The organism is Luteimonas sp. Soil_N_1 (assembly GCF_057656255.1).
In genome coordinates, this window is record NZ_JBDGKS010000001.1 from 2,438,968 (window position 1) to 2,462,800 (window position 23,833).

24 protein-coding genes are annotated in these 23,833 nt (G+C 66.4%); 11 read left to right on the forward strand and 13 right to left on the reverse strand.

What is annotated here, in order from left to right; all coding sequences use genetic code 11:
* Window positions 1-14: 14 nt before the first annotated feature.
* Window positions 15-1,178, reverse strand: coding sequence for an acyl-CoA dehydrogenase family protein (locus tag AC3A4E_RS11265; protein ID WP_487631553.1), 1,164 nt, complete (start codon window positions 1,176-1,178; stop codon window positions 15-17).
* A gap of 101 nt (window positions 1,179-1,279) precedes the next feature.
* On the opposite strand from AC3A4E_RS11265, the gene AC3A4E_RS11270 reads away from it, so the two are divergent.
* The 3 genes from AC3A4E_RS11270 to AC3A4E_RS11280 all read left to right on the forward strand — a co-directional run bounded on the left by AC3A4E_RS11270 (window position 1,280) and on the right by AC3A4E_RS11280 (window position 6,458).
* Window positions 1,280-2,506, forward strand: a complete 1,227-nt coding sequence (locus AC3A4E_RS11270; RefSeq protein WP_487631554.1) for a dipeptidase — start codon at window positions 1,280-1,282, stop codon at window positions 2,504-2,506.
* Window positions 2,507-2,524: 18 nt separating this feature from the next.
* Window positions 2,525-3,523 (forward strand): tetratricopeptide repeat protein, encoded by a 999-nt coding sequence (locus AC3A4E_RS11275; protein WP_487631555.1) that lies wholly within the window; start codon window positions 2,525-2,527, stop codon window positions 3,521-3,523.
* A 76-nt stretch (window positions 3,524-3,599) separates the two neighbouring features.
* Window positions 3,600-6,458 carry a TonB-dependent receptor domain-containing protein gene (locus tag AC3A4E_RS11280; protein WP_487631556.1) on the forward strand — a complete coding sequence of 953 codons (2,859 nt, stop codon included), beginning with the start codon at window positions 3,600-3,602 and terminating at the stop codon, window positions 6,456-6,458.
* Window positions 6,459-6,562: 104 nt separating this feature from the next.
* On the opposite strand, the gene AC3A4E_RS11285 is transcribed toward AC3A4E_RS11280, so the two are convergent.
* Entirely contained in the window at window positions 6,563-7,030 is a 468-nt protein-coding gene (locus AC3A4E_RS11285) for an Lrp/AsnC family transcriptional regulator (protein WP_487631557.1), read from the reverse strand.
* A gap of 77 nt (window positions 7,031-7,107) precedes the next feature.
* Here AC3A4E_RS11285 and AC3A4E_RS11290 point away from each other — a divergent pair, with 77 nt between their 5' ends.
* The 3 genes from AC3A4E_RS11290 (at window position 7,108) to AC3A4E_RS11300 (ending at window position 10,575) form a co-directional block, all read left to right on the forward strand.
* Window positions 7,108-8,538 carry an amino acid permease gene (locus AC3A4E_RS11290; RefSeq protein WP_487631558.1) on the forward strand — a complete coding sequence of 477 codons (1,431 nt, stop codon included), beginning with the start codon at window positions 7,108-7,110 and terminating at the stop codon, window positions 8,536-8,538.
* On the forward strand, window positions 8,535-9,476 hold the full coding sequence (locus AC3A4E_RS11295; protein ID WP_487631559.1) for a tetratricopeptide repeat protein: 942 nt from the start codon (window positions 8,535-8,537) through the stop codon (window positions 9,474-9,476). Before AC3A4E_RS11290 ends, AC3A4E_RS11295 begins: the two co-directional genes overlap by 4 nt.
* A 97-nt stretch (window positions 9,477-9,573) precedes the next feature.
* Window positions 9,574-10,575: a tetratricopeptide repeat protein gene (locus tag AC3A4E_RS11300; protein ID WP_487631560.1), complete on the forward strand. Its 1,002-nt coding sequence runs from the start codon at window positions 9,574-9,576 to the stop codon at window positions 10,573-10,575.
* A 94-nt stretch (window positions 10,576-10,669) separates the two neighbouring features.
* Here the strand turns inward: AC3A4E_RS11300 and AC3A4E_RS11305 are convergent, their stop codons facing one another.
* A complete protein-coding gene (locus AC3A4E_RS11305; protein WP_487631561.1) occupies window positions 10,670-11,482 on the reverse strand; it encodes a glycine zipper 2TM domain-containing protein in 813 nt (270 codons plus the stop codon).
* A gap of 176 nt (window positions 11,483-11,658) precedes the next feature.
* Here AC3A4E_RS11305 and AC3A4E_RS11310 point away from each other — a divergent pair, with 176 nt between their 5' ends.
* Together AC3A4E_RS11310 and AC3A4E_RS11315 are read left to right on the forward strand one after the other, a co-directional pair.
* Window positions 11,659-11,898, forward strand: coding sequence for a DUF6116 family protein (locus AC3A4E_RS11310; RefSeq protein ID WP_487631562.1), 240 nt, complete (start codon window positions 11,659-11,661; stop codon window positions 11,896-11,898).
* 8 nt (window positions 11,899-11,906) lie between these two features.
* Window positions 11,907-12,674 carry a TatD family hydrolase gene (locus AC3A4E_RS11315; protein WP_487631563.1) on the forward strand — a complete coding sequence of 256 codons (768 nt, stop codon included), beginning with the start codon at window positions 11,907-11,909 and terminating at the stop codon, window positions 12,672-12,674.
* Window positions 12,675-12,683: 9 nt separating this feature from the next.
* Here the strand turns inward: AC3A4E_RS11315 and AC3A4E_RS11320 are convergent, their stop codons facing one another.
* Window positions 12,684-13,487 carry a tRNA threonylcarbamoyladenosine dehydratase gene (locus AC3A4E_RS11320; RefSeq protein ID WP_487631564.1) on the reverse strand — a complete coding sequence of 268 codons (804 nt, stop codon included), beginning with the start codon at window positions 13,485-13,487 and terminating at the stop codon, window positions 12,684-12,686.
* 80 nt (window positions 13,488-13,567) lie between these two features.
* On the opposite strand from AC3A4E_RS11320, the gene AC3A4E_RS11325 reads away from it, so the two are divergent.
* A complete protein-coding gene (locus AC3A4E_RS11325; RefSeq protein ID WP_487631565.1) occupies window positions 13,568-14,029 on the forward strand; it encodes a hypothetical protein in 462 nt (153 codons plus the stop codon).
* A 155-nt stretch (window positions 14,030-14,184) separates the two neighbouring features.
* Window positions 14,185-14,667, forward strand: coding sequence for a glycine zipper 2TM domain-containing protein (locus AC3A4E_RS11330; protein ID WP_487631566.1), 483 nt, complete (start codon window positions 14,185-14,187; stop codon window positions 14,665-14,667).
* A gap of 168 nt (window positions 14,668-14,835) precedes the next feature.
* On the opposite strand, the gene AC3A4E_RS11335 is transcribed toward AC3A4E_RS11330, so the two are convergent.
* From AC3A4E_RS11335 to AC3A4E_RS11365, 7 genes are all read right to left on the reverse strand, one after another.
* A complete protein-coding gene (locus tag AC3A4E_RS11335) occupies window positions 14,836-15,396 on the reverse strand; it encodes a hypoxanthine-guanine phosphoribosyltransferase (RefSeq protein WP_487631567.1) in 561 nt (186 codons plus the stop codon).
* Window positions 15,393-16,379 (reverse strand): beta-N-acetylhexosaminidase, encoded by a 987-nt coding sequence (gene nagZ / locus AC3A4E_RS11340; protein WP_487631568.1) that lies wholly within the window; start codon window positions 16,377-16,379, stop codon window positions 15,393-15,395. Before nagZ ends, AC3A4E_RS11335 begins: the two co-directional genes overlap by 4 nt.
* A gap of 88 nt (window positions 16,380-16,467) precedes the next feature.
* Complete coding sequence (locus AC3A4E_RS11345) at window positions 16,468-17,151, reverse strand: DsbA family oxidoreductase (protein WP_487631569.1); 684 nt, start codon at window positions 17,149-17,151, stop codon at window positions 16,468-16,470.
* 37 nt (window positions 17,152-17,188) lie between these two features.
* The gene (locus tag AC3A4E_RS11350) at window positions 17,189-17,692 is read right to left on the reverse strand and encodes a CYTH domain-containing protein (RefSeq protein WP_487631570.1); all 504 of its coding nucleotides are present in this window, start codon (window positions 17,690-17,692) and stop codon (window positions 17,189-17,191) included.
* 7 nt (window positions 17,693-17,699) lie between these two features.
* Window positions 17,700-19,037, reverse strand: a complete 1,338-nt coding sequence (rlmD, locus tag AC3A4E_RS11355; protein ID WP_487631571.1) for a 23S rRNA (uracil(1939)-C(5))-methyltransferase RlmD — start codon at window positions 19,035-19,037, stop codon at window positions 17,700-17,702.
* A 118-nt stretch (window positions 19,038-19,155) separates the two neighbouring features.
* Complete coding sequence (locus tag AC3A4E_RS11360) at window positions 19,156-19,755, reverse strand: YdbL family probable chaperone protein (RefSeq protein ID WP_487631572.1); 600 nt, start codon at window positions 19,753-19,755, stop codon at window positions 19,156-19,158.
* A gap of 33 nt (window positions 19,756-19,788) precedes the next feature.
* Window positions 19,789-21,816 carry a hypothetical protein gene (locus tag AC3A4E_RS11365; RefSeq protein ID WP_487631573.1) on the reverse strand — a complete coding sequence of 676 codons (2,028 nt, stop codon included), beginning with the start codon at window positions 21,814-21,816 and terminating at the stop codon, window positions 19,789-19,791.
* A gap of 32 nt (window positions 21,817-21,848) precedes the next feature.
* On the opposite strand from AC3A4E_RS11365, the gene AC3A4E_RS11370 reads away from it, so the two are divergent.
* Window positions 21,849-22,595: a response regulator gene (locus AC3A4E_RS11370; RefSeq protein ID WP_487631574.1), complete on the forward strand. Its 747-nt coding sequence runs from the start codon at window positions 21,849-21,851 to the stop codon at window positions 22,593-22,595.
* 54 nt (window positions 22,596-22,649) lie between these two features.
* On the opposite strand, the gene recO is transcribed toward AC3A4E_RS11370, so the two are convergent.
* Window positions 22,650-23,366, reverse strand: a complete 717-nt coding sequence (gene recO / locus AC3A4E_RS11375; protein ID WP_487631575.1) for a DNA repair protein RecO — start codon at window positions 23,364-23,366, stop codon at window positions 22,650-22,652.
* Window positions 23,367-23,385: 19 nt separating this feature from the next.
* Complete coding sequence (locus AC3A4E_RS11380; protein ID WP_487631576.1) at window positions 23,386-23,823, reverse strand: GFA family protein; 438 nt, start codon at window positions 23,821-23,823, stop codon at window positions 23,386-23,388.
* Window positions 23,824-23,833: the final 10 nt, after the last annotated feature.

Consider the following 23,833-nt stretch of genomic DNA (forward strand, 5'->3'; position numbering starts at 1 on the left):
CCGGACGCCTCGATTCAGAACGCGTTGATGCCGGTCAGCTCGCGTCCGACCACGAGCTGGTGCACGGTCTCGGTGCCCTCGTAGGTGATCACCGATTCGAGGTTGAGCGCGTGGCGGATCGGGCTGTGTTCGGTGGTGATGCCGGCGCCGCCAAGCAGGTCACGCGCCTCGCGCGCGATGTCGATCGCCATGCGGCAGTTGTTCCACTTCGCCAGCGACACCTGCGTGGGTTGCATGTTGCCGGCGTCCTTCAGACGGCCGAGCTGCAGCGACAGCAGCTGCGCGCTGGTGATGCGGCGCGCCCAGTCGGCCATCTTGATCTGCGCACTCTGCGTCGCCGCGACCGGGCGCTCGAACAGGATGCGTTCCTTGGAGTAATTCAATGCCTCGTCGAGACAGGCGATGGCTGCGCCAATCGGCCCCCAGGTGATGCCGTAGCGCGCCTGCGTCAGGCAGCCCAGCGGCCCCTTGAGTCCCTTGACGTTCGGCAGGCGGTTCGCCTCCGGCACACGCACGCCATCGAAGTACAACGCGCTGGTCACCGACGCGCGCAGGCTCATCTTGTGCTTGATCTCCTGCGCGGTGAACCCGGCAAAATCCCGCTCGACGAGGAAGCCCTGGATGCCGTCGTCGGTCTGCGCCCAGACGATCGCGACGTGCGCCAGATTGCCGTTGGTGATCCACATCTTCGAACCGTTGAGCACCCAGTCGTCGCCGTCGCGTTTGGCGTGGGTCTTCATGTTCGCCGGGTCGGAGCCGCCATGCGCTTCGGTCAGACCGAAGCAGCCGATGACCTCGCCCTTGGCCATGTCCGGCAGCCAGCGCTGGCGCTGCGCTTCGCTGCCGTAGGCGAAGATCGGATACATGCACAGCGAGGACTGCACGCTCGCGAAACTGCGCAGCCCGGAATCTCCGCGCTCGAGTTCCTGGCAGATCAGGCCGTAGCTGACCGAGTTGAGTCCGGCGCAGCCGTATTCCTCCGGCAGCGTCGCGCCGAGCACGCCGAGACTGGCCATCTCGGGGATCAATTCGTCCGGAAAGCGCGCCTGGTCGAAGCAGTCGCCGATGATCGGCAGCACCCGCTCGTCGGTGAAACGCGCCACCGCGTCCTGCACCGCCCGCTCCTCGTCGGACAGCAGCGAACGCACGTCGTACAGGTCGTAGGGATGCAGGGCCATGGCGGGCAATCCAATCGTTGGAGACGCAAATTATAAAACGCGGAACGGATGCACAACGTAGAAAAAGTTTCTGATGAAGATACTTTTTTTACACAAATTGTATGCCTGAATTACACATATGGGGATCTGAAGCAGTTTTTCTTTACATTTTTCATATTGCAAAGAAATTTATTGCATCGCACAAAGCTGGAACGATTGACTGCCCGGGGGGGCGACCGATGGGAACCGGACCGTGGACGCGCCGCCATGCCCTGAAGCTGGCCATGTATGGCCTTCCGTTGGCGCTCGCCGGCGGCCGGGCCGATGCAGCGCCCATAAGGATAGCCCCCGTTGATCCGCTGGCCGGCCTGCCGCCGGTGGTCTTCGATGCGTTGGGAGAAGTCCGGACGGTCTACACCCCTGAACTGGTCGAACAGATCCTCAGCAGCGGTACGCGGGCGATCTCCATCACGCTGACTGACCCGAAAGCCCCCGAAGTCGATGCGTTCGACCTGCTGCTGAAAGATCTGGCCGACTACAACGTCTACTTCCGGCGCCACGCCGACGTGTACGTGCGCGCGAACGCCGTCGCAGATGTCCGTGAAGCAGTCGAGTCGCGACGGTTGGCCGTGTTCTACAACCTGCAGGACTCCTCGCCGGTGGAGGGCGACCTGACACGCGTCGCACTGCTGCGGCAACTCGGGGTCACGAGCATCCAGCTCACCTACAACCAGCACAACCGGGCCGGCTCGGGCTGTTTCGAGAATCCGGATACCGGTCTGACCCCGTTCGGACACGCACTGATCGCCGAAGTGGAACGCCAGCGAGTGCTCCTCGATCTGTCCCATGCCGGCATGCGCACGATGGCCGATGCGATCGCTGCGTCTTCGCGACCAGTGGTGATCTCGCACACCGCATGCAAAGCGCTGCGTGCCCATCGCCGCAACACCACCGACGAGAACATGCGTGCAGTCGCGGCAGGCGGCGGTGTAGTCGGCATCACCCAGATCCGGACGTTTCTCACCGACGCGCGCAGCGACAACCTCGACGTCTACTTCGATCACATCGATCACGCCATCCAGATCGCTGGGATCGACCATGTCGGCATCGGCAGTGATCGCGACCATCGCGTCATCCCCGATACACCGGAAGAACTCGCGATCCTGCTGCAGGAAGAAGGTGCGCAGATCTCGCCACAGGATTGGCCGCTCTATCTCGAACGACTCAACGGACCGCATCGCATGGACGTGATCCGGGACGAACTGAAGAAACGCCGCTATTCGCAGGCCGACATCGATCGGGTCATGGGCGGCAACGTCCTGCGCCTCTATGCGGATGTCGTGGGCTGATCCACTCCAGGACCTTTCATGAAATCGAAGACCGTGTTCGGGGCGCTGCTCGCCGCCCTCGTGCTTTCCGCTGTCTGCAATCCGGCCTCGGCCCGGGACGACACCCGTCACCCGCAGGGCAATGACCTGTTCGGGCGGCCGATGTACACCACCAGCACCAACCCGATGAACGTCACCAGCGACGATGCCCTGCAACGCGCAGTCGCCGAGGCGAAAGCCGCTTACGAAGCCGCGCCGACCGTCGACAACGTCACCTGGTACGGCCGCCTGCTCGGCTACCAGGGCCTGGCCCGCGAGGCGGTCGCGGTGTATTCCGCCGGACTCGAACGCCATCCGGATTCGGCCAAGCTCCTGCGTCATCGCGCACATCGCTACTTCAACCTGCGCGAGTTCGATAGATCGATCGGTGACGGTCTGCGTTCCGCCCAGCTCTATCGCGACCGGCCACTCGAACGCGAGCGACTGGGACCCGATTATTTCCCGAGCACAGCGGACGTTGTGCAGTTCTATCTCTACTACCACCTGGGTCACGCCTACTTCGCCAAGCAGGACTACGCGCAGGCTGCGGACTGGTTCGGCAAGGCACGCGAGGTCGCAACGGGCACCCAGGACGCCTCGAGCGTTACGGCCGGCGTCTACTGGCAATACATGAGCTTGGCGCGCAGCCAGCGCTACGACGCGGCGGATGCCCTGCTCGCCGATTACACCCTGACGCTCGTCGATCTCAAGGACAACATCGAAGCGAACTACTACTTCGACGGGATCCAGCTCTACAAGGATCTGCGCGACCCCGAGACCTACTACAGCACCCTCGACAGCGGCAAAGCCTTCAGCACGTCCGACGCCATCAGCGCCGGTACCGCCTATTCGTTGGCCAACTACTGGCTCGTCCGCGGCGAGACCGCCAAGGCCAAGGACTTCCTGCGCATCGCCGCCACGGTTGACACCTGGAGCTTCTTCGCGCGGGTGCAGGCCGAAGCCGACTGGATCGCCCTGTTCGGCAACGAGACGCCCTGACCGACGCCGCGCTTTCGCCTTACCCGTACCCCTCTCCGATCCACGCCATCCGACAACCGAGCACACGGACACCGACATGACCATCAAACCACTCCGGACACACCTGTTGACCCGCGGCGTTGCCATCGCGCTGGTTGCGGCGGCGCCACAGTTCGCCTTCGCACAGGCGACCGGCACCACGTCGCAAGCCGGTAGCAACGACGCAGTCACGCTCGACAACGTCGTCGTGACGGGCTCGCGTATCCGCAGCAAGAACCTGATGAGCTCGACGCCGGTGACCGGCATCAGTCAGGAAACGATGAAGATCAGTGGGTCGTTGTCGGTGGAGGACTACCTCAACACCCTGCCGCAGTTGACCGCGGGCAACACCAAGTCCAGCAACGTCTTCGGCGATTCCGACCAGACTTCCACGCTGAACCTGCGCGGCCTTGGTGCGAAGCGCAGCCTGATCCTGGTCAACGGCAAGCGCTACATCGGTTCGGGCCCGAACGGCGTCGTCGACGTCAACAACATTCCTGCGTCGCTGGTCGATCGAGTCGAGATCGTTACAGGTGGCGGCTCAGCGGTTTACGGCTCCGATGCGATGGCGGGTGTCGTGAACTTCATCCTGAAGGACAAGTTCGAAGGCCTGCAGGTCGAGGCCCAGTACGGCATGTCCGGCGAAGGCGACGCCAGTGTCTGGAGCACATCGGCGACGATGGGCGGCGCCAGCGAGCGCGCCTCGGCGTGGCTGCACGTCAACTATGAAGAACGTGAACTGCTGCGCGGCAACCAGCGCGACCTGTCGCGTTACGCGTTGGCCGACAACGGTAACGGCTTCACGCGCACGGGCTCGGCCAGCCGGCGCGGCGGCACGCTGCTCGCGATTCCCACGCCGAATGGATCCGGCGGCTTCAGCAACCGTGACTACGCGCTCAACGATCTCGTGCCGACGCCGTACGTCGCCGCGCGCGATGCGTTCTTCGATGCGACAGGTGACTACGCCATCCAGACACCGATGGAGCGCACCAACATCTTCGGCCGCTCGGAATTCTTCTTCAACGACTACACCAGCGCCTACGCCGAGATCAGCCATAACAAGATCCGGTCGGCCGCCGCGTTGTCTCCGTCCGCGCCCAACGTGCGCGCCACATTCAACGCACCGCCGATGCCTGCGAACGCGTCATGGATCTCCCCGGAAATCCGTGCCCTGCTCGACGCACGACCCGATCCGGATGCGCCCTTCGCCGTCCGCTTCCTGGTGCCTGACTCGTTCCCGAAACGCGAAATCTCTTTCAACCGTGACACCTCGCGCATCCTTGGCGGCCTCAAGGGCCAGTTCGAATCCGGCTGGGCATGGGATGCGAGCTACAGCTACAGCACCGTCGACACCACCGAAATCCAGCTCGGCGACGTGTCCCGTCGAACGATCGTCGAGGCGTCGACCCCGAGCCCGACCGACCCGACCCGCTGTGCGAACGGAAATCCCGCGTGCTCGCTGATCACCAGCCTGACCGAGTGGACGCCTGCGCAGATCGCCTACCTGCGTTCGGACAATCTCAGCACGATCAAGACGACCGAGAAGGTGTTCTCGGCGTCCGCCACCGGCGACCTGTTCAATCTGCCGGCGGGCCCTGTGGGATCGGCATTCGGCGTCGAGTGGCGCTCGGTATCGGCGCAGGACAATCCGGCACCGATCGTCCGGGACTTCATCTCCGCCGGCTTCGGCGAGCGCAGTGCGACTGCGGGCGAGTTCGACGTGTGGGAAGTCTATGGCGAGGCCAATATCCCGCTGCTGACCGATGCCACGTTCGCCGATTACATCGGCCTCGAGATCGCCGGCCGCTACTCCGACTACTCGCTGGCCGGCAGCGTGAGCACGTACAAGGCCGGCGGCGAGTGGCGGGTGAATCCCTCGTTCCGCTTGCGCGGTGTCTATCAGCGCGCCGCGCGTGCGCCCAATATCAACGAGCTGTTCGGCGGCGCGACCCAGACCTTCCCGCAGATCGTCGAGCCCTGTTCGGCGACGGCCAATCCGACCGGGGCGATCCGCGACCTGTGCATCGCCCAGGGCATCCCGGCCGACCAGATCGGGATCTACCAGCAGAACGGTGCGGCAATTTCGGGCCTGCTCGTCTCCAATCCGAACCTGCAGCCGGAAGAGTCCGACACCATCACCCTCGGCTTCGTCGTGACGCCGGCCTCGCTGCCCGCGCTCAACGTGACCGTGGACTACTACGACATCAAGATCTCGAACGCGATCGAACGTCTGGCGGGTGGTGCTATCGGCACACTCAACGCCTGTTTCCAGAGTCTCGATGTCAACAGCGAGTTCTGTCAGACCATCCAGCGTTCGCCGACCAACTACGAAATCGCCGATTTCCGCGTCCCACTCGCCAATGTCGGCGCGCTGCGGACCTCCGGTGTCGACGTTGCCGCGAACTATGCGTGGAATCTCGATGGTTTCGGACTGCCGGGCAACGGTTCGCGACTCGCGCTCACCACGTTGTTGACCTGGGTCGAGAAGAACACCTTCCAGGCCAACCCGAGCTCGGCGGTCATCGACCGCGTCGGCACCGTCGGTGGCGACATCGCAGCGATCCCGGAATGGTCCGCCAACACGCTTCTCAACTGGAGCACCGGTGGCCTCAACGTCACATGGGCCACGCAGTACATCTCGTCGTTGAAGGACCGCAAGTACGCCAACGCACTCGACGCAGGGAGCGCCAATCCCCGGGCAGGCATCACCAATCCCGAAGTGCCGTCGTACTGGTATCACCATCTGAACGCCTCCTACGCCTTCGGCGACGGCTCCTTCAAGGTGTTCGGCGGCGTCCGGAACCTGTTCGACAAGCAGGCACCGCTGCTGTCATCGCCGATCGAGGGCAATACGGACGCCAACACCTATGACGTGATCGGTCGCTACTTCCACGTCGGATTCTCGAAGAAGTTCTGATCGGGATCAGGATGAAAGCCGCCTGCACGCCACGCCGGCCCCACTTCGGGGTCGGCGGATCATCCCTTCCCAGCTGCAGACACGCGCGGACATCCGCGCGCGCCTCAGTCTTCGGAATGGCTGCTCATCAGCACCATCGCGGTGTGCGTTCGATGGACACCATCCATCGCGACGATCTGGGTGAGGATCTGATCCATGCGGGAGAAGTTGCCCGAGTCGACCTTGAGCTCGACGAGCACGTCGTACTGACCGGTGATCGTATGGAACGACCGCACCTCTTCGATCTCCGTCATCGCGGCCCGCATTTCCGCCCAGTGCTTCGGGTCGCGGATCATGAAAATGAAGGCGCGGATGAAGGTGTTGTTGAACTCCGGCTTCAACTGGACCGTGTACTTGTCGATGGCGACCGCATCAAGGCGGTCGAGCATCGACTGCACGGTCGGACGCGACAGCGACATCTCACGGGCGAGCGCCGAGACGGTTTTCCTCGAGTCCTTTCTGAGGATCTTCAGCAGCTCCGCCTCTTTCTCGCTCAGGATCATCAGCACGCCTCTTGCCGGAATGTCGGACACGACGACTCTACACCGGAGAAACCCGATCGGGGCCCGGTTCCAGCCAGCAAAAACCGTATGAATCGAGGACATGGCCCATGGGCTTACTGACGGCGATCACCCGACGCAAAAGCATCGAATCCCTGCATGAGCAGCTGGGCGCGCGGCGGGACTTTCCACGCACGCTCGGTCTCTGGCAGCTGACGAGCATCGGACTGGGCAGCATCATCGGTGTCGGCATCTTTGTCCTGGCCGGACAGCAGGCCGCAGTCAATGCAGGACCCGCCGTCGCCCTGGCCTTCATCATTGCGGGCATTGCCAGCGCGGCAGCCGCACTGTGCTACGCCGAGTTCGCGGGCATGATCCCGGTGACCGGCAGCTCCTATACCTATACCTACGCGGTGCTCGGTGAGCTCGCTGCCTGGCTGATCGCATGGGATCTGCTGCTCGAGTACGCGTTGATCGTGGCCGCGGTCTCCAGCGGGTGGGCGGGCTATCTGCACAACCTGCTCGATGCCGCAGGCATGTCGTTGCCCATATGGGCGCGCGGAGCGCCCGGCAGTGGTGACGGCCGCGTTTTCAACGTGGTGGCCGCGCTGGTCGCGATGGGCGTCGCGGTGCTGCTGAGCCTGCGTACGGAATGGGGCGCGCGCTTCAATACCGCGATCGTCATCGTCAAGGTCATCGGCGTGCTGCTCATCATCGGCGTCGGAATCTTCCACATCGATCCCGCCAACTGGCGGCCCTTTATTCCCGAGCAGACCATCGATGCTGCGGGTATCGCCCAGTACGGCGTCTCCGGTGTCGTCTCCGCCGCGGCGGTCGTGTTCTTTGCCGTGTTCGGCTACGACACGCTGACGACCGCGGCCGAGGAGTCGAAGAATCCGCAACGGGATCTGCCGCGGGCGATCCTGCTGTCACTCGGCATCTCGATGGCGATGTACATCGCCATCTCGATGGTGCTGACCGGCATCGCCCATTACTCCACGCTCGACAACGACGCGCCTGTCGCCAACGCCTTCAAGTCGATCGGACTGGGATGGGTGGCGGTCGCAGTGTCGATCACGGCAGTGACAGGCATCATCAGCGTGGTGTTCGCCTTCATGCTCGGTGCGGCGCGCATCTGGTTCTCGCTCGCGCGCGACGGACTGCTGCCAGCCTGGTTCGCGAAGGTGCATCCGGTGCACGGCACGCCCTACCGGCCGACGCTGATCATCGGCGCGTTGACTGCAATTGCGGCGGGCATGCTGCCGATCGGCGATCTTGCGATGCTGGTCAACATCGGCGCACTTTCGGCTTTCGTCGTGATCTGCGCCTCCGTGATGATCCTGCGTTACCGGCGTCCCGAGATCGAGCGCAAGTTCCGCACGCCATGGATGCCGTTCGTCCCGTTGCTCGGCATTGCCTTCTCGATCTGGCTGCTGGCGCAGTTGCCCGGCACGACATGGACACGATTCCTCGTCTGGATGGCAGCCGGTCTGGTCGTTTATTTCCTCTACGGCATCCGCAAGAGCAGGCTCTCGACATGACCGCAATCCGGCTCGGCGTCTTGCATCTGACGATGACTGTCGCGCTGCTGCTCCCCACGTGTCGGGACGCTGCAGCGCAGGGGCCTGCCACTGTCCTCGTTACACCGCAGTCGCTGATCGGCACGCCGCTGCGCAATCCAGCGTGGTCCGCAGACTCGCTGGCGAATCTCGAACAGGATGTCGCGATCGCGCAGGCTGCAATGGACATCGCACCCGACCGGGAAGCGTCCTACATCTGGCTCGGTCGCAGACTGGCCTATCTCAATCGTTTCGACGAAGCGATTGAAGTGTTCACCCGAGGCCTGGAGAAGTTTCCGGACAGCTACAAGCTGTTGCGCTTCCGCGGGCGCAAGCTGGCCCGCAGCCGGCAGTTCGATGCTGCCCTGGCCGACTACACACGCGGCATCGCGCTGGTCGAGAGGGTCCAGGACAGCTACGAGCCTGACGGCATCGCCAATGCCCGCAACCAGTTCCTCGGCTCCTACCGCAGCAACCTGCACTACTACCACGCGCAGACGAGCTGGGCCGTCGGCGACTACGCCACCACGCTGGCGGGGATGGAACGCTCGGCGCGGGAGCCGCTGGTACAGAACGAAGATCATCAGATCGCGATCCGCTACTGGCGGTATCTCGCCCTGCGCAAGCTCGGCCGGCATGAAGAAGCCGCATTGGCCGTAAGCGACACGCCAGCAGGTCTGGAACTGCTCGAGAACGACAGCTACTACGACGGTGTCCGCTACCTGCAGGGCACGCTGCCGGAAGCTGAAGTCCTCTCGAAGCACGATCCGGTCAGCGGATTTGCCGTCGCGATGCGGCATCTGTTCGAAGGCGACACCGCCGGCTCCGAAGCCCTCCTCGAGAAGATCATCGTCGAGAGCCCGCAAGGGTTCTGGCCTGCCGAAACCGAACTCGTTTCACTCAGAGCATCACGCGATTGATCCGGCTGTCCTCTCGACGCCCGGATCCACTGCGCACGAACACCGCAATCCGTTCTGTAATGCAGAACGCCACCGCTCATACCAGTTGGAGAACCTGATGGTCCGCAAGCTTCTTTTCATTCCGCTCGTTGCTGTCTTCAGCGCATGTGCCAGCGCTCCCTCGCCCGTCGATCGCAGCGGGATGACGCCGGCTTCGCAGTCCTCGACGACCACAACGACTGCCGCCGCGATTGCGCCGGTGACGTCGCTGTCAGGAAAGCCTTTGTTGCCGCCGGACCCATTGCCGCAACAGGCCAAGCTCGAAGCCGATCTCGCCCAGGCGCGCGCAGATCTGGCCGCCCGCCCGAACGATCCGGAAGCCGTCATCTGGGTCGCACGTCGCCTCGGCTACCTCTGGCGTTTCCAGGAGGCGGTCACCGTGCTCGATCAGGGCATTGCCCGGTGGCCGGACAATCCGAAGCTCTACAGGCATCGCGGCCACCGCCACATCACCCTGCGCCAGTTTCCGCAGGCCCAGGCCGATTTCGAGCGAGCAGCCCAACTGATCGCGGGCAAGCCGGATGAGATCGAGCCTGATGGCGCGCCCAATCCGTCCGGCATCGCGCGCACCACCCTGGCCTACAACATCTGGTACCACCTCGGTCTCGCCCGTTACCTGCAGGGCGACTACACAGGTGCGCTCGCCGCCTACGAGGAGCTGCTGAAGACGTCCGCCGCCAACAATGACGACTCCATCGTCGCCGTCACGGACTGGATGTGGATGTCGCAGATGCGTCTGGGGCACAAGGCCGAGGCCGCCGCGCTGCTCGACGGAATCACGCCGACGATGGAGATTCTCGAGAACGACGGATATCACCGCCGCCTGCTCATGTACAAGGGCATCGAGACGCCGGACGCACTGCTCGACACCGACACTGCGGATACGACGACCATCGCCACGCAGGGTTACGGCGTCGCGAACTACTACCTGGTGACGGGCGAAACCGAAAAGGCGAAGGCCGTCCTCGCGAAGATCCTGGACGGCGCAGGCTGGCCGGCCTTCGGTTACATCGCCGCGGAAGTCGACATGCAGCGACTGGAGCAGCGCGGCGCCAGGTAAGACAGACGCCTCGGGCGCAAACGAAGACGCCGCAGCCTTGCAGCTGCGGCGTCTCCGGGATCATCAATGAAACACTCGCCAGCCCGAGGGCGGCTCAGTTCTGACGCGATACCGCAGTGCCCAGATCACGATCCTGCGTTGTATCGAGCGCAGCGGTCATGACCCGCCCGTTGATCACCGGCAGACGCTCTTCCGGACGCTCGTCCATGCGGATCGTGCGCTCGGTGCCCTCGTACACATAGGTCACGTCGTAGCCGACCGTGCGCTCTTCGTCGCCCAGCAGGATGCGGTTGCCCGGCTTGGCGTCGGTGCGCATCGAACCGGTGGTGCCATCCGGATTGCGGTAGCTGACGTTGTAGGCGACCACGCGCGAGGACTGCGACGAATCCTGGACAGTGCGGCACTGGCGGTCGATGCGCTCCGTGACACGGCCGCCGACGTGGTTGCGGTCGACGCGGTTACCGACGAAGCCGCCGGCGGTCGCGCCGGCCGCGGTCGCCAGCTTGCGGCCGTTGCCGCTGCCGATCTGGTTGCCGACCAGGCCACCCACCAGCGCACCGACGACGGTGCCGCCGACATTGCCGTCGCGCTCGGGCAGACGCTCCTGCACCACGACGTCTTCGCAGACTTCGCGCGGCGAGCTGCTGGTCATGGTCTCGCGGATCGGTTCGCTGCCAAGCACCGTGGCGTAGAGCTGCCCGGTTTCGGTCACCGGACGGACATCCAGGACATCGGCGTAATCGACCGCATCCCGGGCCTGCTCGACGGACCCGGGCGCCTCGGAGCCCGGCGCGATACCGGCGCCCGGTACGGGACCCGCCGAATCGCGATTGTTGTGATAGGCACCGACGGCCACGCCGCCCACCAACAGGGACGCCAATGCGATTGCGATCGTGTTGCTCTTCATGGGGCTCTCCTTCGGGCCGTGGCGGCCAGTCATTCTTGCGTGACCCGATTGCAGCATCCTGTCCCTGAACAGCCACCCGAATCCAGGCCTCCAGGCTGACGCGGCACTAAACCGGGGTTGCAGAACGGCGTGCTAGCGTCCATCTGCATACCGATATCCAGTCGCAGGAGCCGAACGTGCCCAATCCACTGTCCGTCCCGCTCATCGCCTGGCTGTCGCGGCTGAGCTATCCCCGCCTTTTCATGGTGTCCGCGGTCCTGTTCGGCATCAATCTGTTGATTCCGGATCCGATCCTGCTGGTCGACGAAGTGCTGCTCGGCGTAGCGACCGTCGTGCTGGCCAAACGCAAGCGCACGCCCAAGCCTGGCGACGAGGCGCCGCGGCCGCCGCTCGACGGTGAGGCGCGCCGCTCCTGAGTCCCGCCATGCTGGTCGACAGCCACTGTCATCTCGATGCGCCCGGGTTCGATCCCGATCGCGACGCCGTCGTTACGCGGGCGCGTCAGGCCGGCGTCGCGCATCAGGTGATCCCGGCGACCCACGCGGCGGCCTGGCCGAAACTGCGTGAGGTCTGCGCCGCCGGGCCCGGACTGCACGCGACGTATGGCCTGCATCCGACCTTTCTGGCCCACCACGCGCCTGCGCATCTCGATGCGCTCGCCGAATGGGTCCAGCGCGAGCGGCCGGTCGCGATCGGCGAATGCGGGCTCGACCATTTCGTCGAGGGTCTCGATCCCCACGCACAACTGCATTACTTCGAAGGTCAGCTGCGCCTCGCGCACGCGCACGACCTGCCGGTGATCGTGCATGCACGGCGCGCGGTCGAAGAGACCATCGGCCTGCTGCGTCGTTTCGACGGCCTGCGCGGCGTGGTCCACAGCTTCAGCGGCAGCCTGGAGCAGGCGGCGCAACTGTGGAAGCTCGGATTTCTGATCGGACTCGGCGGACCGCTGACCTACGATCGCGCGAAGCGCCTGCACCGCGTGGCAGCGGACATTCCGCTCGAGCAACTGCTGCTCGAAACCGACGCGCCCGACCAGCCCGACGCCGACCACCGTGGCGAGCGCAACGAACCGTCGCGACTGGTCCGCATCCGCGACGTGGTGGCGCAGCTGCGCGGCATCACGCCAGAAGAAGTTGCTGCGCAGACCTCGCGCAATGCGCTGGCGCTGTTCCGGATCGCAGCGGACTGAAGCGTCCGCTCAGGCCGCAACTTCGGCCGGCGGCTTGAGCAGCAGTTCGATCGCGCGCCCCACGGCCGCGAACGCGAAGGCGCCGGTGATGTGCGTCGCCGCGCCCAGACCGCTGCCGCAATCCAGATTCAGTGCCGCGTCCGGACCCAGCTGGGGGCGGAGGCCGCAGACCGTGCCATCCGCCTGCGGATAACGCACGTTCTCCAGCGAATAGATCGCCGAGACGCCGAAATAACGCTTGGGCGTCTTCGGAAAGTTGAACTCCGCGCGCAGCTTCTTGCGGATCAGCGCGAGCATCGCGTCGTGTTCCGTGCGCGACAGGTCGCGGACGCGCACCAGGGTCGGATCGATGCGCCCGCCCGCGGCGCCGACGGTGATCACCGGCAGCTTGCGGCGACGGCACCAGGCGATCAGCTCGACCTTGCTGCGGAAACTGTCGCAGGCATCGATGACGAGATCGAAACCGCCGCCCAGCATCTCTTCCAGATTGGTCGGCGTCACGAAGGCCTGCACGGCATGCAGTTCCATCGAGGGATTGATCGCGCGGCAGCGCTCGGCCATCGCCTCTGCCTTGTTGCGCCCGTACTGTCCGGCCAACGCGGGCAACTGCCGGTTGGTGTTGGACACGCAGATATCGTCCGCATCGATCAGTGTCAGCGCGCCCACGCCGGTGCGCGCCAATGCCTCGGCGACCCAGGAGCCGACACCGCCCAGGCCCACGACCGCGACGTGCCGCTGCAGCAGGCGCGTGACGCTCCCCTGCCCGTACAGGCGTTCGATGCCGGAAAAGCGTGCGCGTGCGTTCTCGTCCATCCGCACAGTTTAACGGCGCCAGCTTCCGGCCGGCCGCGTGCTAAGGTCCCGCCGCCCCAGCGACCCGTCAGGAATCCATGATGTCCGACACACCGCCCTCTGCCGCGCCACCCCGCAATCCGTCCGCTGCGGCGGGCTATCTGGTGGTGTTCGCGATCGGGTTGCTCGTCGGCATCATGCTGATCGTCGTGCTGTTGCGCGCGTTCGAAAGCCGCAAGACCTGGCAGGACCGGTACCCCGCGGCGCTGATGCAGCTGTCCCAGGCGCAGATGGCCCAGCTTTCGGGCGCTCTGGAAGCGAACCGCTGCGCATCCGCCGACGCGCTCCCACACCTGCAGATGCTGCGGGCGCTGTCGAACGACCTGGAACCCGCGTTCCCGGACCTGCGCGACCATCGCCGCTTCTCTGCACACGCGGCGGAGAGTCGCCGCACGCTCGACGCGGCACTGTCGTCACCGCCCATGGACTGCGCACAGCTGCGCACCACGATCGACGCGGTCAGCGGGACCTGCAGCGCCTGTCACCAGGACATGCGGGGCTGAGAGAGCCGACACGATCGGACTGAACGGGTGCTGCATGTGTCAGTCCCAGCCAGCCGGATTGCTGCGCCATTCACGCGGAGATGCCTAGCGTTGGCATGTCGGGCACTGATGCCCGCGCTCCCTGAAATGCTGCAAACGCACCGGAGGTTGACCCCATGAAGACTGGTCTGATCGGCACCGCGGTCCTGGCCGCATCCGTCGCCCTCGCCGGCTGTGCGACTTCGCCCGGATACTCGTCGGGTTATGGCAACAGCGGATACGGCAACAGCGGCTACGGCCGCCCGTCCAACTGTCGCGACTGCGGCACCGTTACGCGGATCGAGACCGTCCGGGGTGACGGCAGCCCCAATGTCGCGGGCCCGCTGATCGGCGGCATCGTCGGCGCGGTCGCGGCGAAGGAACTCGCGCGTCGCAACACCGACAGTGAGGGTCGCCGCAACGTGGCGATCGGCGCGGGCGCGGTGGGTGGCGCCGTGGCCGGCAATGCGATCCAGAACCGCAGCCAGGGCGCCGGCGGTTACAACGTGCATGTCCGTATGGACGACGGCCGCACCGCGGTCCTGTCGCAGTCGGACGTGAATGGCCTCCGCGAGGGCGCCTACGTACGTGTGCAGAACGGACGCGCTTACGTCTATTGAGTCATCTGGACATGGAAAGGGGCTGCTCCTGGAGGGCAGCCCCGTCTTTCCGGCCCGGGAACACCAGGCCATCGTGGCCCGGTGAGACCCGACGGTCGATGGGTCAGGTCTTAACCGGTAGTTTTCGCCACGACGCGCAGCGGGTTGCCCAAACCGCCGGACGCCCCGTCAATCCGCAATCGCGTAGATGCCCGGCAGATTGCGGCCCTGCTCGTGGAAATCCATGCCGTAGCCGAACACGTAACGGTCCGGCACTTCGACACCGACATAGTCGGCCTCGATACCCTCGACCAGACGGTCGTGGTCCTTCACCGCGAGCACAGCCACGCGGACGTCGGCCGCGCCCTGGTCCTCGACCCACTGGCGCACGGCCTTGAGGGTGTGGCCTTCGTCGAGGATGTCGTCGACCAGCAGCACACGGCGACCCTGCAGCGGCGTCGCGGGACGATGCAGCCAGGCGAGGCCGGAGCCGGTGGTGTTGCCGCGGTAACGGGTGGCGTGCAGATAGTCGAACTCGAGGTCGACTTCGTTCTCGCCGATCGCGAACGCAAGCTGCGCGGCGAACGGCATGCCGCCGTGCATGATCGTGATGTACACCGGCGGCACGTCGTCGTCGCCGTATTCGTCGGCGATCTCTTCGGCCATCGATTCGATGGCGTCTTCGAGCGCGTCGCGGTCGAACAGCAGGTCGGCGGTGTCGATCACGTCATCGAGGCGTGGGACGTTCATGCGATGTCTCCGGTGCGGGGGGCGGTGGCGTCACCGGCGAGCGCGCCGTCCCAGCCGAGCGGACCGCGTCCGATCAGGCCGGTCAACGCCATGGTGTTGAGTGTGCGCCCTTCAACGGCGGCCAACGATTCGGCCACCAGTTCGGGATGGCAGACGAGGACGACATCGCAACCGGCGTCGAGGTGCGCGTCGACGCGCGACTTGATGCCGCCTGCAGAAAACGCCGCGGCCATGCCGATGTCGTCGGAGAACACCACGCCGCGGAAGCCCATCTGCTCACGCAGGATCGTGTTGATCCACAGCGGCGAATAGCCGGCCGGCTCCGGCGCGACCTGCGGATAGACGACATGCGCGAGCATCACCGCGTCGGCACCGGCATCGATGCCGGCCACGAACGGCACCAGATCGTGCGCACGGATGGCCTCGAGACTGCGGTTGTCGACGGCGTCGTCGAAATGCGTGTCCTCGCGCACCGAGCCGTGGCCCGGGAAATGTTTGAGCGTCGCGGCCATGGCGGCCTCGTGCATGCCATCGACATAGGCGCGCGTGAGTGCGGCGACGATCCGGGGATCTTCGGAAAACGCGCGATCGCCGATCGCGAGATTGCCGTGACCGACATCGACCACTGGTGCGAAGCTCAGGTCGACGCCGCTGGCGCGCACTTCCTGCGCCATCAACCGTGCATGTGCGCGTGACGCTGCGATCGCGGCGTCGGGATCGGCGAGATACTGCGCACCGAAGCCTGCCAGCGACGGCAGCTCGGAATAGCCATCCTGGAAGCGCTGCACGCGACCGCCTTCCTGGTCCACGCAGACCAGCTGCGGACGCGGCGCGGCATCGCGGATCGCGGCCGACAGTTCGGCGATCTGCGCGCGCGAGGCGAAGTTGCGCTTGAACAGGATCACGCCGGCGCAGGCATCGTGCTGCAGCCAGTCGCGCTCCTGCGCGGTGAGTTCGGTGCCGGCGACGCCGATCACGAGCATTGCGGACCTCTCCATCGAACACGCCCCATGGCGCGGACGGGCATTGTCGCAGATGCGGATGCGCGTGCCGTCAGGCGGCGCGGCGTGTTCAGTCGCAGCCGGACGGACCGCAGGCAGGCGCGGACGCAGCGCTCGGCGCAGCGCTGCCCAACGCCTGGCGCAATGCATCGGCCATCGCGTCCGGCGGTTGCGCGCCCTGCACCGCCAATCGCCCGTCGATCACGAAGGTCGGCACCGCGCGGATGCCCATCGCCTGTGCCTGCGCGATCTCCGCACGGACTTCGGCATCGAATTCGTTGGTGTCGAGCATCGCGCGGATGCGCTCCGCATCCAGACCGCCGGCTACGCCCGCAGCGACGAGCACCTCGGCATCGGCGAGATTGCGGCCTTCGGCAAAATGCGCGTGAAACAGCGCCTCGCCCACCGCATCGGCATCGCCCTCGCGTGCGGCCAGCATCAGCAGGCGATGCGCCGGCAGCGTCGTGACCCGGACCTGGTCGCGATCGAAATCGAAGGGCAGACCTTCGGCGCGTGCGGTGGCCTGCGTCTGCGCCAGCATCTGCGCGGTGCGCTCGGCGCCGCCGAACTTCTTCGCATACGCCTCGCGCAACGGCACCGGTGTGGCGTCGGCATCGGGGTCGAGCTGATAGGGATGCCAGTGGATCTCGAACGCCGGCGCGTCGTCGCCAAGCAGTTCGATACCGGCCTGCAGACGGCGCTTGCCGATCCAGCACCAGGGGCAGACCACGTCGGACCAGATGTCGATTCTCATGCGCGGATCATGCACCCGATGCGTGCGCGCGGAGACCTCAGCCGCGTTCCGCAGCGTCCCAGCGCGAGAACGGCCGCGCCGCGAGCGCGAGGTTGAAATAGCGCCGATGCGCAGTGACCTCGGCGCCGAGCCAGTCAGGGTGTGCGAAGACTTCGTCGGCAGCGTCGAGTTCAATCTCGGCCACCACGAGCCCGGCGTTGTCGCCGAGGAATTCGTCGACTTCCCACAGATGCGCGCCATGACGCACGAGGTGTCGGCGCTTCTCGACCAGGCCGCCGACACACAATTTCAGCAGCGCCTGCGCGTCGTCGACCGGCAGCGGCAGTTCGAACTCCTGCCGCGTGGTGCCTGCTTCGCGCGACTTGATGTTGAGGAAGGCGACATCGCCCTCGATTCGCACGCGCACCGACGCGTTCTGCGCGCCGCTGGCGATCGACGCGGCATCGTTGAGATACCCCTGCGCCATCGGCACCACCGCATGCGCAGCGGCGCGCCAGGCGTCGCTTGCGACGAGGAACTTGCGCTCGATCTCGATGCCCATGGGGTCCTCAGCGCTTCTCGAACAGGGCAATGGATTCGACGTGCGCGGTTTGCGGAAACATGTCCATGACCCCGGCGTCGGCCAGCGTCCAGCCGCGCTCGTTGACCAGATAGCCTGCATCGCGCGCCAGCGACGCCGGATGGCAGCTCACGTAGACGATGCGCTTGAAGCGCTCTAACGGCAGCTGGCGCAGCACGTCGATCGCGCCGGAACGCGGCGGATCGAGCAGCAATTTGTCGAAGCCCTGACGCATCCACGACGCGCTGCGCTGGTCCTGGGTCAGATCGGCCGCGTGGAACTGGGCGTTCGCCAGTCCGTTGTACGCCGCGTTCTCTTTCGCCCGCGCCACCAGTCCGGCCTCGCCTTCCACGCCGACCACCTCGCGCACGCGGCGCGCCAGCGGCAGCGTGAAATTGCCGAGTCCGCAGAACAGATCGAGCACGCGGTCGTCGGGCTGCACGTCGAGCAGCTCGAGCGTGCGCGCGATCATCGTGCGGTTGAGTCCGGCGTTGACCTGGATGAAATCCAGCGGCCGGAACTTCAGTTCGATGTCCCAGTCCTCGAGCCGGAACGACAGCGCCGGCGCTTCGGGCCACAGCGCATGCACGCTGTCATTGCCGCCAGGCTGCAGGAAGATCGCCATGCGGTGCTGCTGCCCGAACGCGAGCAGCGCGGCCACATCGGATTCGATCAGCGGCTGCAAATGGCGGAACACCAGCGCGATGCCATCGAACTCGGGGCGCGGATCGCCAGCGATGAACTCGATCTGTGGGATCGTGCTGCGCGCTTCCATGCCGTCGATGAGCTGCGCCAGCGCAGGGATGATCGCGGCGATCGGCGCGATCACCGTGTGGCATTCCTGCAACTCGGCGACGAAGCGCGGATCGCGCTCGCGGAAGCCCACCAGCGTCTTCTCCTTCTTCTCCACGCGCTTCACCGAGAACCGGCCCTTGCGGCGGTAGCCCCAGGCGTGATCGACCAGCGGCGCCATCCAACGCTTCGGCGTGACATGACCGATGCGCTCGAAGTTCTCCCGCAGCACGCGGTCCTTGGCGATGATCTGCTGCTCGGCATCGAGATGTTGCAGCACGCATCCGCCGCAGGTGCCGAAGTGCGGGCAGCGCGGCGTAATGCGGTGCTCGGAAGCCCGCAATACCTGAAGCGTCACCGCCTCGTCGAAACTGCGCGAACGCGCGAAGCGCTGGGCGACAACCTGCTCACCCGGCAGCGCGCCAGTGACGAACAGCGCCTTGCCATCCGGCAGTCGCGCGACGCCACGGCCGTCATGGGTGAGGTTGAGGACATCGACCTCGAAAGGGGTCTGATCGAGACGTTTACGGGCCACGTGGCGAAGGCTGCGGGCAGAAGGGCCGCGTATTGTCGCAGAAGCGGCGCGCAGGCCGCCCGGCCCGGAACGCAAAAGGCCGCCCGCAGGCGGCCTCCGCTTGCATCCACGATGCGCGTTACTTCTGCGTCCAGCTGCCGCCCTGCTGGTACCACCAGCCGGCGCGTGCGCTCGAAATCCACTGGCGCGCGAACACGTCGCGAATCTGCGATTCCCACTCGGGGTGTCCGTTCGCGACCGCGATCTCGCGATACACCGCCTGGCGGTCGCGATTGTCGTCGGCGACGGCCGAGTTCACCGCGACGCGGTCCTTGATCGGCAGCTGTGAGGCATCGCGCACGACGATCGAGCCATTGCCGCCGAAGCCCAGCGCGCCGGAATCGAAATGCGCACGCAGCGTGCCGTTGAAGCGCTGCTCCATGCGCGTCTGGATGGCCTGGATCGCCGGTGTGCGGATGCTGATGTCGGGCGTCTGCGCCTGCGCGCTGCCGATGCCGATCAGCATCCACGGGTCGAAGCGCGTCGACGTCTGCGCCATGCCGCCGCCGGGCACGGTCGCGGGCGGCGTGTCGGTCGCCGGCGCCTGGTCGCCAATCACGTTCTCGACGAACTCGCGCGCCGCTTCTTTCGCTTCGGCGGCGGGAAAATACACATTGATCGTCACGCAGGCGGTCAACGCCAGTGCGGCCACGGCCGGCAAACCCATCCAACGCGCCATCGACACTCTCCTGTCAGAAATTCGGGGCGCCGGTCATTCGATCACCGGCGCGACATCACCACCTGCGGCGGCCGCCAGACGCTCGACCAATGTGGGCCAGTCAACGTCGCGATTGAATCCCACGACATCGAGCCGCGGCAGGCCGGCACCTTCGACGATAGTAAAGGCGTTGCCCTCTGAACGCAGGCCGCCCATCCGGCAGACGGCGTTGCGCAGGCGGCACGAGATGCCGATGCCGCGATAGCCGAAGTCGTCGAACAGCGCGATCGCCCTGCCCTGCAAGGTCGTCACGAACGAGGCGTCGCCGACGCTGGAGATGTCCTGCACCGCGCGCTGGCTGATGCGCTGGCGCACGCCGCGCGCGGCCTCGGTGTGCAGTTCGGCATCGAAGGCGGTCGCATTCCAGTCGACCAGTCGCAGTCCGTCGATGCGCCCGTGCAGCTTGCCCTCGATACTGCCGAAGCCGAACACACCGGTCAGCGCATGCAGATCGAGCGCCGACAACGCGAGATCGCCGGTCACCGTCGGCAGCACACCGAACGGCCGCTCGATCGCCAGCGACGACACATCGATACGACCGTCGAACAGCTCCATCGACAGGCCGCCATCGAAATCGATGCGGTTGTCGGCATAGCGCACCGTCGGAATGCGACCGGCGAGCGTGCCTTCGAACGCGGGCCAGTCGAGCGATTTCGCCAGCACGCCGATATCCAGCGCATCGAGCCGCAGCTCGGTCTGCATGCGCAGGCCGGTGTCGCCGGCGGGCGGCTGCAGCTGCAGCGATTCGAAGCCGATCTCGCCCCCGAGGAACGAGAACGCGACCGGCTCGCGCAAGTGCAACATGCCGGCGCCGCTTTCCAGGCTCCACGCCGCCGCATCGAAGGGCATGCCGTACAGCGCACCCCCACGCCAGGCGAAGGCGCTGCGCACAGGGGCCGACGCGGAGTAGCGCACCGCGCCGTCGAGACGATCGAGCCGGAAGCGGCCGCCTGCATCGCCGATGTCGAGACGGCGCAGCGCGATGTCGGCGCTGCGCAGCGTCGCGCCTTCGAGTTCAAGGCCCGCCCGGAAACCGCCCGACAGCGACAGGCCCGGCACACCGGCCAGGCCCAGCCAACCGGACAGATAGCGCGCCGGCAACGCCGTGGCGTCGTCGCTGGCCAGGGTGAGTGCGAGCGCACCGATGCCGAAGTCCGGGGTCAGGCGCGCGTGGCCGTCGACGTGCAGGGTGTCGCCGTCGCGCCACTGCAGCCGAGGCAGCGTCCAGTCGCCGTCGCCGACACGGCTCATGTCCACGCCGATACCGACCGGCGTCTCCGGCAGCGACACATAGGCATTGCCGAACAGCAGCTCGCCGCCGCGCAGGCTGCCATCGACGCGCGCCTGCAATGCGTCATCAGGAAACGTCAGACGCACTTCGAGATCGCCACCGACGTCGCCGGCGGCGACGCTTCCGTCTTCGGTTTCGAGGGCCAGTCCCGCGATCGCGAGGTCCGCGTCCACACGCATCGGCCGGCCAGCCGGCGTCGCGATCCGGACGTCACCATCCAGCGTGCCGCCAGTCAACCGCGCGGAGCTCCAGCCGGCGCGGACCAGCGCTTCGACCCAGGCCGCTGGCACGCGTCGCAGGTCGATCCGGGTGGCATCGGGCGCCGCCGCGTTGCGCGACAGGCCGACACGCGCGCCACCGCCAGACAGCGTGGCCGTCGTGGTGGCCGCATCCAGCACCAGCGACAGCTGCAACGGCGCGCCCTGGCCGCTGCGCAGCGGGCCATCACAGCGCCAGCGGGTGTCGTCGCCCAAGGTCTCGCGGCGCAGCGGACAGCGCCAGTCGACATTCTCGAAGCGCCAGCCCAGCGCGCCGGCGTCGATGTCGCCAGCGCGGAGACGCAGCTGGCCATCCGGCGCCTCGGCCGGCCAGTCCAGCGTCAGGCGCGCGTCATGCAGGATCGCACCGGCCGCTTCCACCTTCGAAATCCGGGCCTGGATCGATTGCGCCTGCACCGCAATCGGTACACAGGCGAGAAACAGGGGTAGGATCGACAGGACGGGGCGCGGCATCGCCGCAGGATACCCGTGACATCGAGGACGCGATGAATCGATTGCTGCTGGTCGAGGACGACCCCACAAGCCGCAGTTTTCTGCAAGCCGCCAGTGCCGCACTGCCTGCCGATGTGGACGTCGCCGGCACGGCGGAGGACGCCTATGTGCTGGCCTCCGTGAACCGCTATGACGTCTGGCTGATCGACGCCAACCTGCCCGACGGCCGCGGCAGTGGCCTCCTCGCCCGCTTGCGGGCCGATGGACTGGCGACTCCGGCGATCGCGCACACCGCTGCACGCGAACGCCGCGCGCTCGATGCCCTGCGCGCCGACGGATTCGTGCTTGCGATGAGCAAGCCGGTCACTGCCGACATCTGGCGCGGGGCGATCCGCAGGGTCCTGGATCGGCAGCGCGCAGCGGAACCGCTGCCGTCTGCGCCGGCACAGGCGGACAGCACGGAAGGTCCGGCGGGTGGGCTCGCCCTGTTGTGGAACCGGGACGCCGCGCTTGCGGCGGTCGCCGGCGATGCCGGGAACGCGCGCGGACTCCAGGCCCTGTTTCTCGATGAGCTCGATGCGGTGCGCACACGCATCGCTTCGGCAGTAGACGCAGGCGACGTGGACGCGATCCGGGATGTCCTGCATCGGCTGCGTGCCGGATGCGGCTTCGTCGGCGCCGATCGTCTCGGACTGGCAGCCCGGCACCTGCATGCCCAGCCGATGTCCGCGCCTGCGCTCCACACGTTCTTCGACACGGTGGACGCGACCCGCGCCGGCAGCGTCGAGCGTCCGGTTTGAAACGGCGGAGCCGCAGCCGGCCACGCGGTCTCCACGCACACGGTGCCCGTGGCTTCAGCGCCGCGCCAGTTGCGCGGCCAGCTCCCAGGACTTGAGTCCCCGCGGTCCGATGTGGTGGGACAGGACACCGCGCAGCGCCCGTCGCAGGCTGGCCATGTCGGCAGACTCCGGCGCGATATCGGCGGCCAGTGAAAGCAGGGCTCGGCCGGTGGCGGCGTTGCTCCGGTCGGCCGCGTCGCCATCGTGATGCAGCCGGCGGGGTCCGTGCTCGGGATCGAGCCGGTAACGCGCCGCGGGGTCGATGTCTTCGCCATCGCCGTCGAGCCCGTACTCGAAGCCCAGACCGATCGCCTCCAGCAGATCACGTTCGAAGCGACGCAGCGTCCACGCCAGTCCCGGCACCGCCAGGCGCTGCCGGACCTCGCCGAACGCGGCATACAGCGCCGGCGCGGGGTCCTGTCTCGGCGCCAGCCGCAGCACCAGTTCGGCGACGTAGAAGCCGGCAAGCATGGCGTCGCCAACCAGGCGCGGCGCCGCATCCAGCGCCTCGGCTGCCCGCAGTTGTGCCAGCTCGCCACGCAGCACCGCGGTCAACCGCACGTGCTGCAGCGGCTGCAGCGCCGCGCGCAACACATGCTTCTTCGGGCCCTGCACACCGCGCGCCACGAGTCCGAGGCGGCCATGTTCGAGCGTCAGGACTTCGACCAGCAGACTGGTCTCGCGCCACGGTCGCGCGTGCAGCACGAATGCGGGCTGATCCTCGATGCGCACGGTTGCCCCGCGGGCGGCGTCAGCCGGCGCCGATACGGGCGAAGAACGCCTCGCCGGTCAGGCGTTCCTCCGACCCGTCAAGGGCGTACCAGTCCGGCTTGGCGTCGATGAAGATCTCGGCCTCGAAGTGCGCGCCGGGAATCGCATCGAACAGACCGGCGGCGATGTAGTACTGGGCATTGCCGGTACTGAAGAAGAACAGGCTGCTGCCGCAGGCGCTGCAGAATGCGCGCTCGGCCCATTCCGACGAGGCGAAGCGTCGCACCAGCGTCTCGCCGGCTTCGATGCGCAGATCCTCGCCAGCCTGGAGCACCATCGCCGGGCCGCCGTGCCAGCGGCGGCAGGCGCCGCAATGGCAGGCGTGCACGTCATGCGCACCGGCCGCCACGCTGAGCGCGACACCGCCGCACAGGCAATGTCCATGCAGACGGTCGGCGCTGCCGGCGGTTTCGCTCATGCGTGCGCGT

Coding starts and splice junctions, on each gene's coding strand:
- AC3A4E_RS11265 (WP_487631553.1), bottom strand. CDS start 1,178: ATGGCCCTGCATCCCTACGACCTGTACGACGTGCGTTCGCTGCTGTCC.
- AC3A4E_RS11270 (WP_487631554.1), top strand. CDS start 1,280: ATGCCTGAATTACACATATGGGGATCTGAAGCAGTTTTTCTTTACATT.
- AC3A4E_RS11275 (WP_487631555.1), top strand. CDS start 2,525: ATGAAATCGAAGACCGTGTTCGGGGCGCTGCTCGCCGCCCTCGTGCTT.
- AC3A4E_RS11280 (WP_487631556.1), top strand. CDS start 3,600: ATGACCATCAAACCACTCCGGACACACCTGTTGACCCGCGGCGTTGCC.
- AC3A4E_RS11290 (WP_487631558.1), top strand. CDS start 7,108: ATGGGCTTACTGACGGCGATCACCCGACGCAAAAGCATCGAATCCCTG.
- AC3A4E_RS11295 (WP_487631559.1), top strand. CDS start 8,535: ATGACCGCAATCCGGCTCGGCGTCTTGCATCTGACGATGACTGTCGCG.
- AC3A4E_RS11300 (WP_487631560.1), top strand. CDS start 9,574: ATGGTCCGCAAGCTTCTTTTCATTCCGCTCGTTGCTGTCTTCAGCGCA.
- AC3A4E_RS11305 (WP_487631561.1), bottom strand. CDS start 11,482: ATGAAGAGCAACACGATCGCAATCGCATTGGCGTCCCTGTTGGTGGGC.
- AC3A4E_RS11315 (WP_487631563.1), top strand. CDS start 11,907: ATGCTGGTCGACAGCCACTGTCATCTCGATGCGCCCGGGTTCGATCCC.
- AC3A4E_RS11320 (WP_487631564.1), bottom strand. CDS start 13,487: ATGGACGAGAACGCACGCGCACGCTTTTCCGGCATCGAACGCCTGTAC.
- AC3A4E_RS11325 (WP_487631565.1), top strand. CDS start 13,568: ATGTCCGACACACCGCCCTCTGCCGCGCCACCCCGCAATCCGTCCGCT.
- AC3A4E_RS11330 (WP_487631566.1), top strand. CDS start 14,185: ATGAAGACTGGTCTGATCGGCACCGCGGTCCTGGCCGCATCCGTCGCC.
- AC3A4E_RS11335 (WP_487631567.1), bottom strand. CDS start 15,396: ATGAACGTCCCACGCCTCGATGACGTGATCGACACCGCCGACCTGCTG.
- nagZ (WP_487631568.1), bottom strand. CDS start 16,379: ATGCTCGTGATCGGCGTCGCCGGCACCGAACTCACCGCGCAGGAGCGC.
- AC3A4E_RS11345 (WP_487631569.1), bottom strand. CDS start 17,151: ATGAGAATCGACATCTGGTCCGACGTGGTCTGCCCCTGGTGCTGGATC.
- AC3A4E_RS11350 (WP_487631570.1), bottom strand. CDS start 17,692: ATGGGCATCGAGATCGAGCGCAAGTTCCTCGTCGCAAGCGACGCCTGG.
- AC3A4E_RS11360 (WP_487631572.1), bottom strand. CDS start 19,755: ATGGCGCGTTGGATGGGTTTGCCGGCCGTGGCCGCACTGGCGTTGACC.
- AC3A4E_RS11365 (WP_487631573.1), bottom strand. CDS start 21,816: ATGCCGCGCCCCGTCCTGTCGATCCTACCCCTGTTTCTCGCCTGTGTA.
- AC3A4E_RS11370 (WP_487631574.1), top strand. CDS start 21,849: ATGAATCGATTGCTGCTGGTCGAGGACGACCCCACAAGCCGCAGTTTT.
- AC3A4E_RS11380 (WP_487631576.1), bottom strand. CDS start 23,823: ATGAGCGAAACCGCCGGCAGCGCCGACCGTCTGCATGGACATTGCCTG.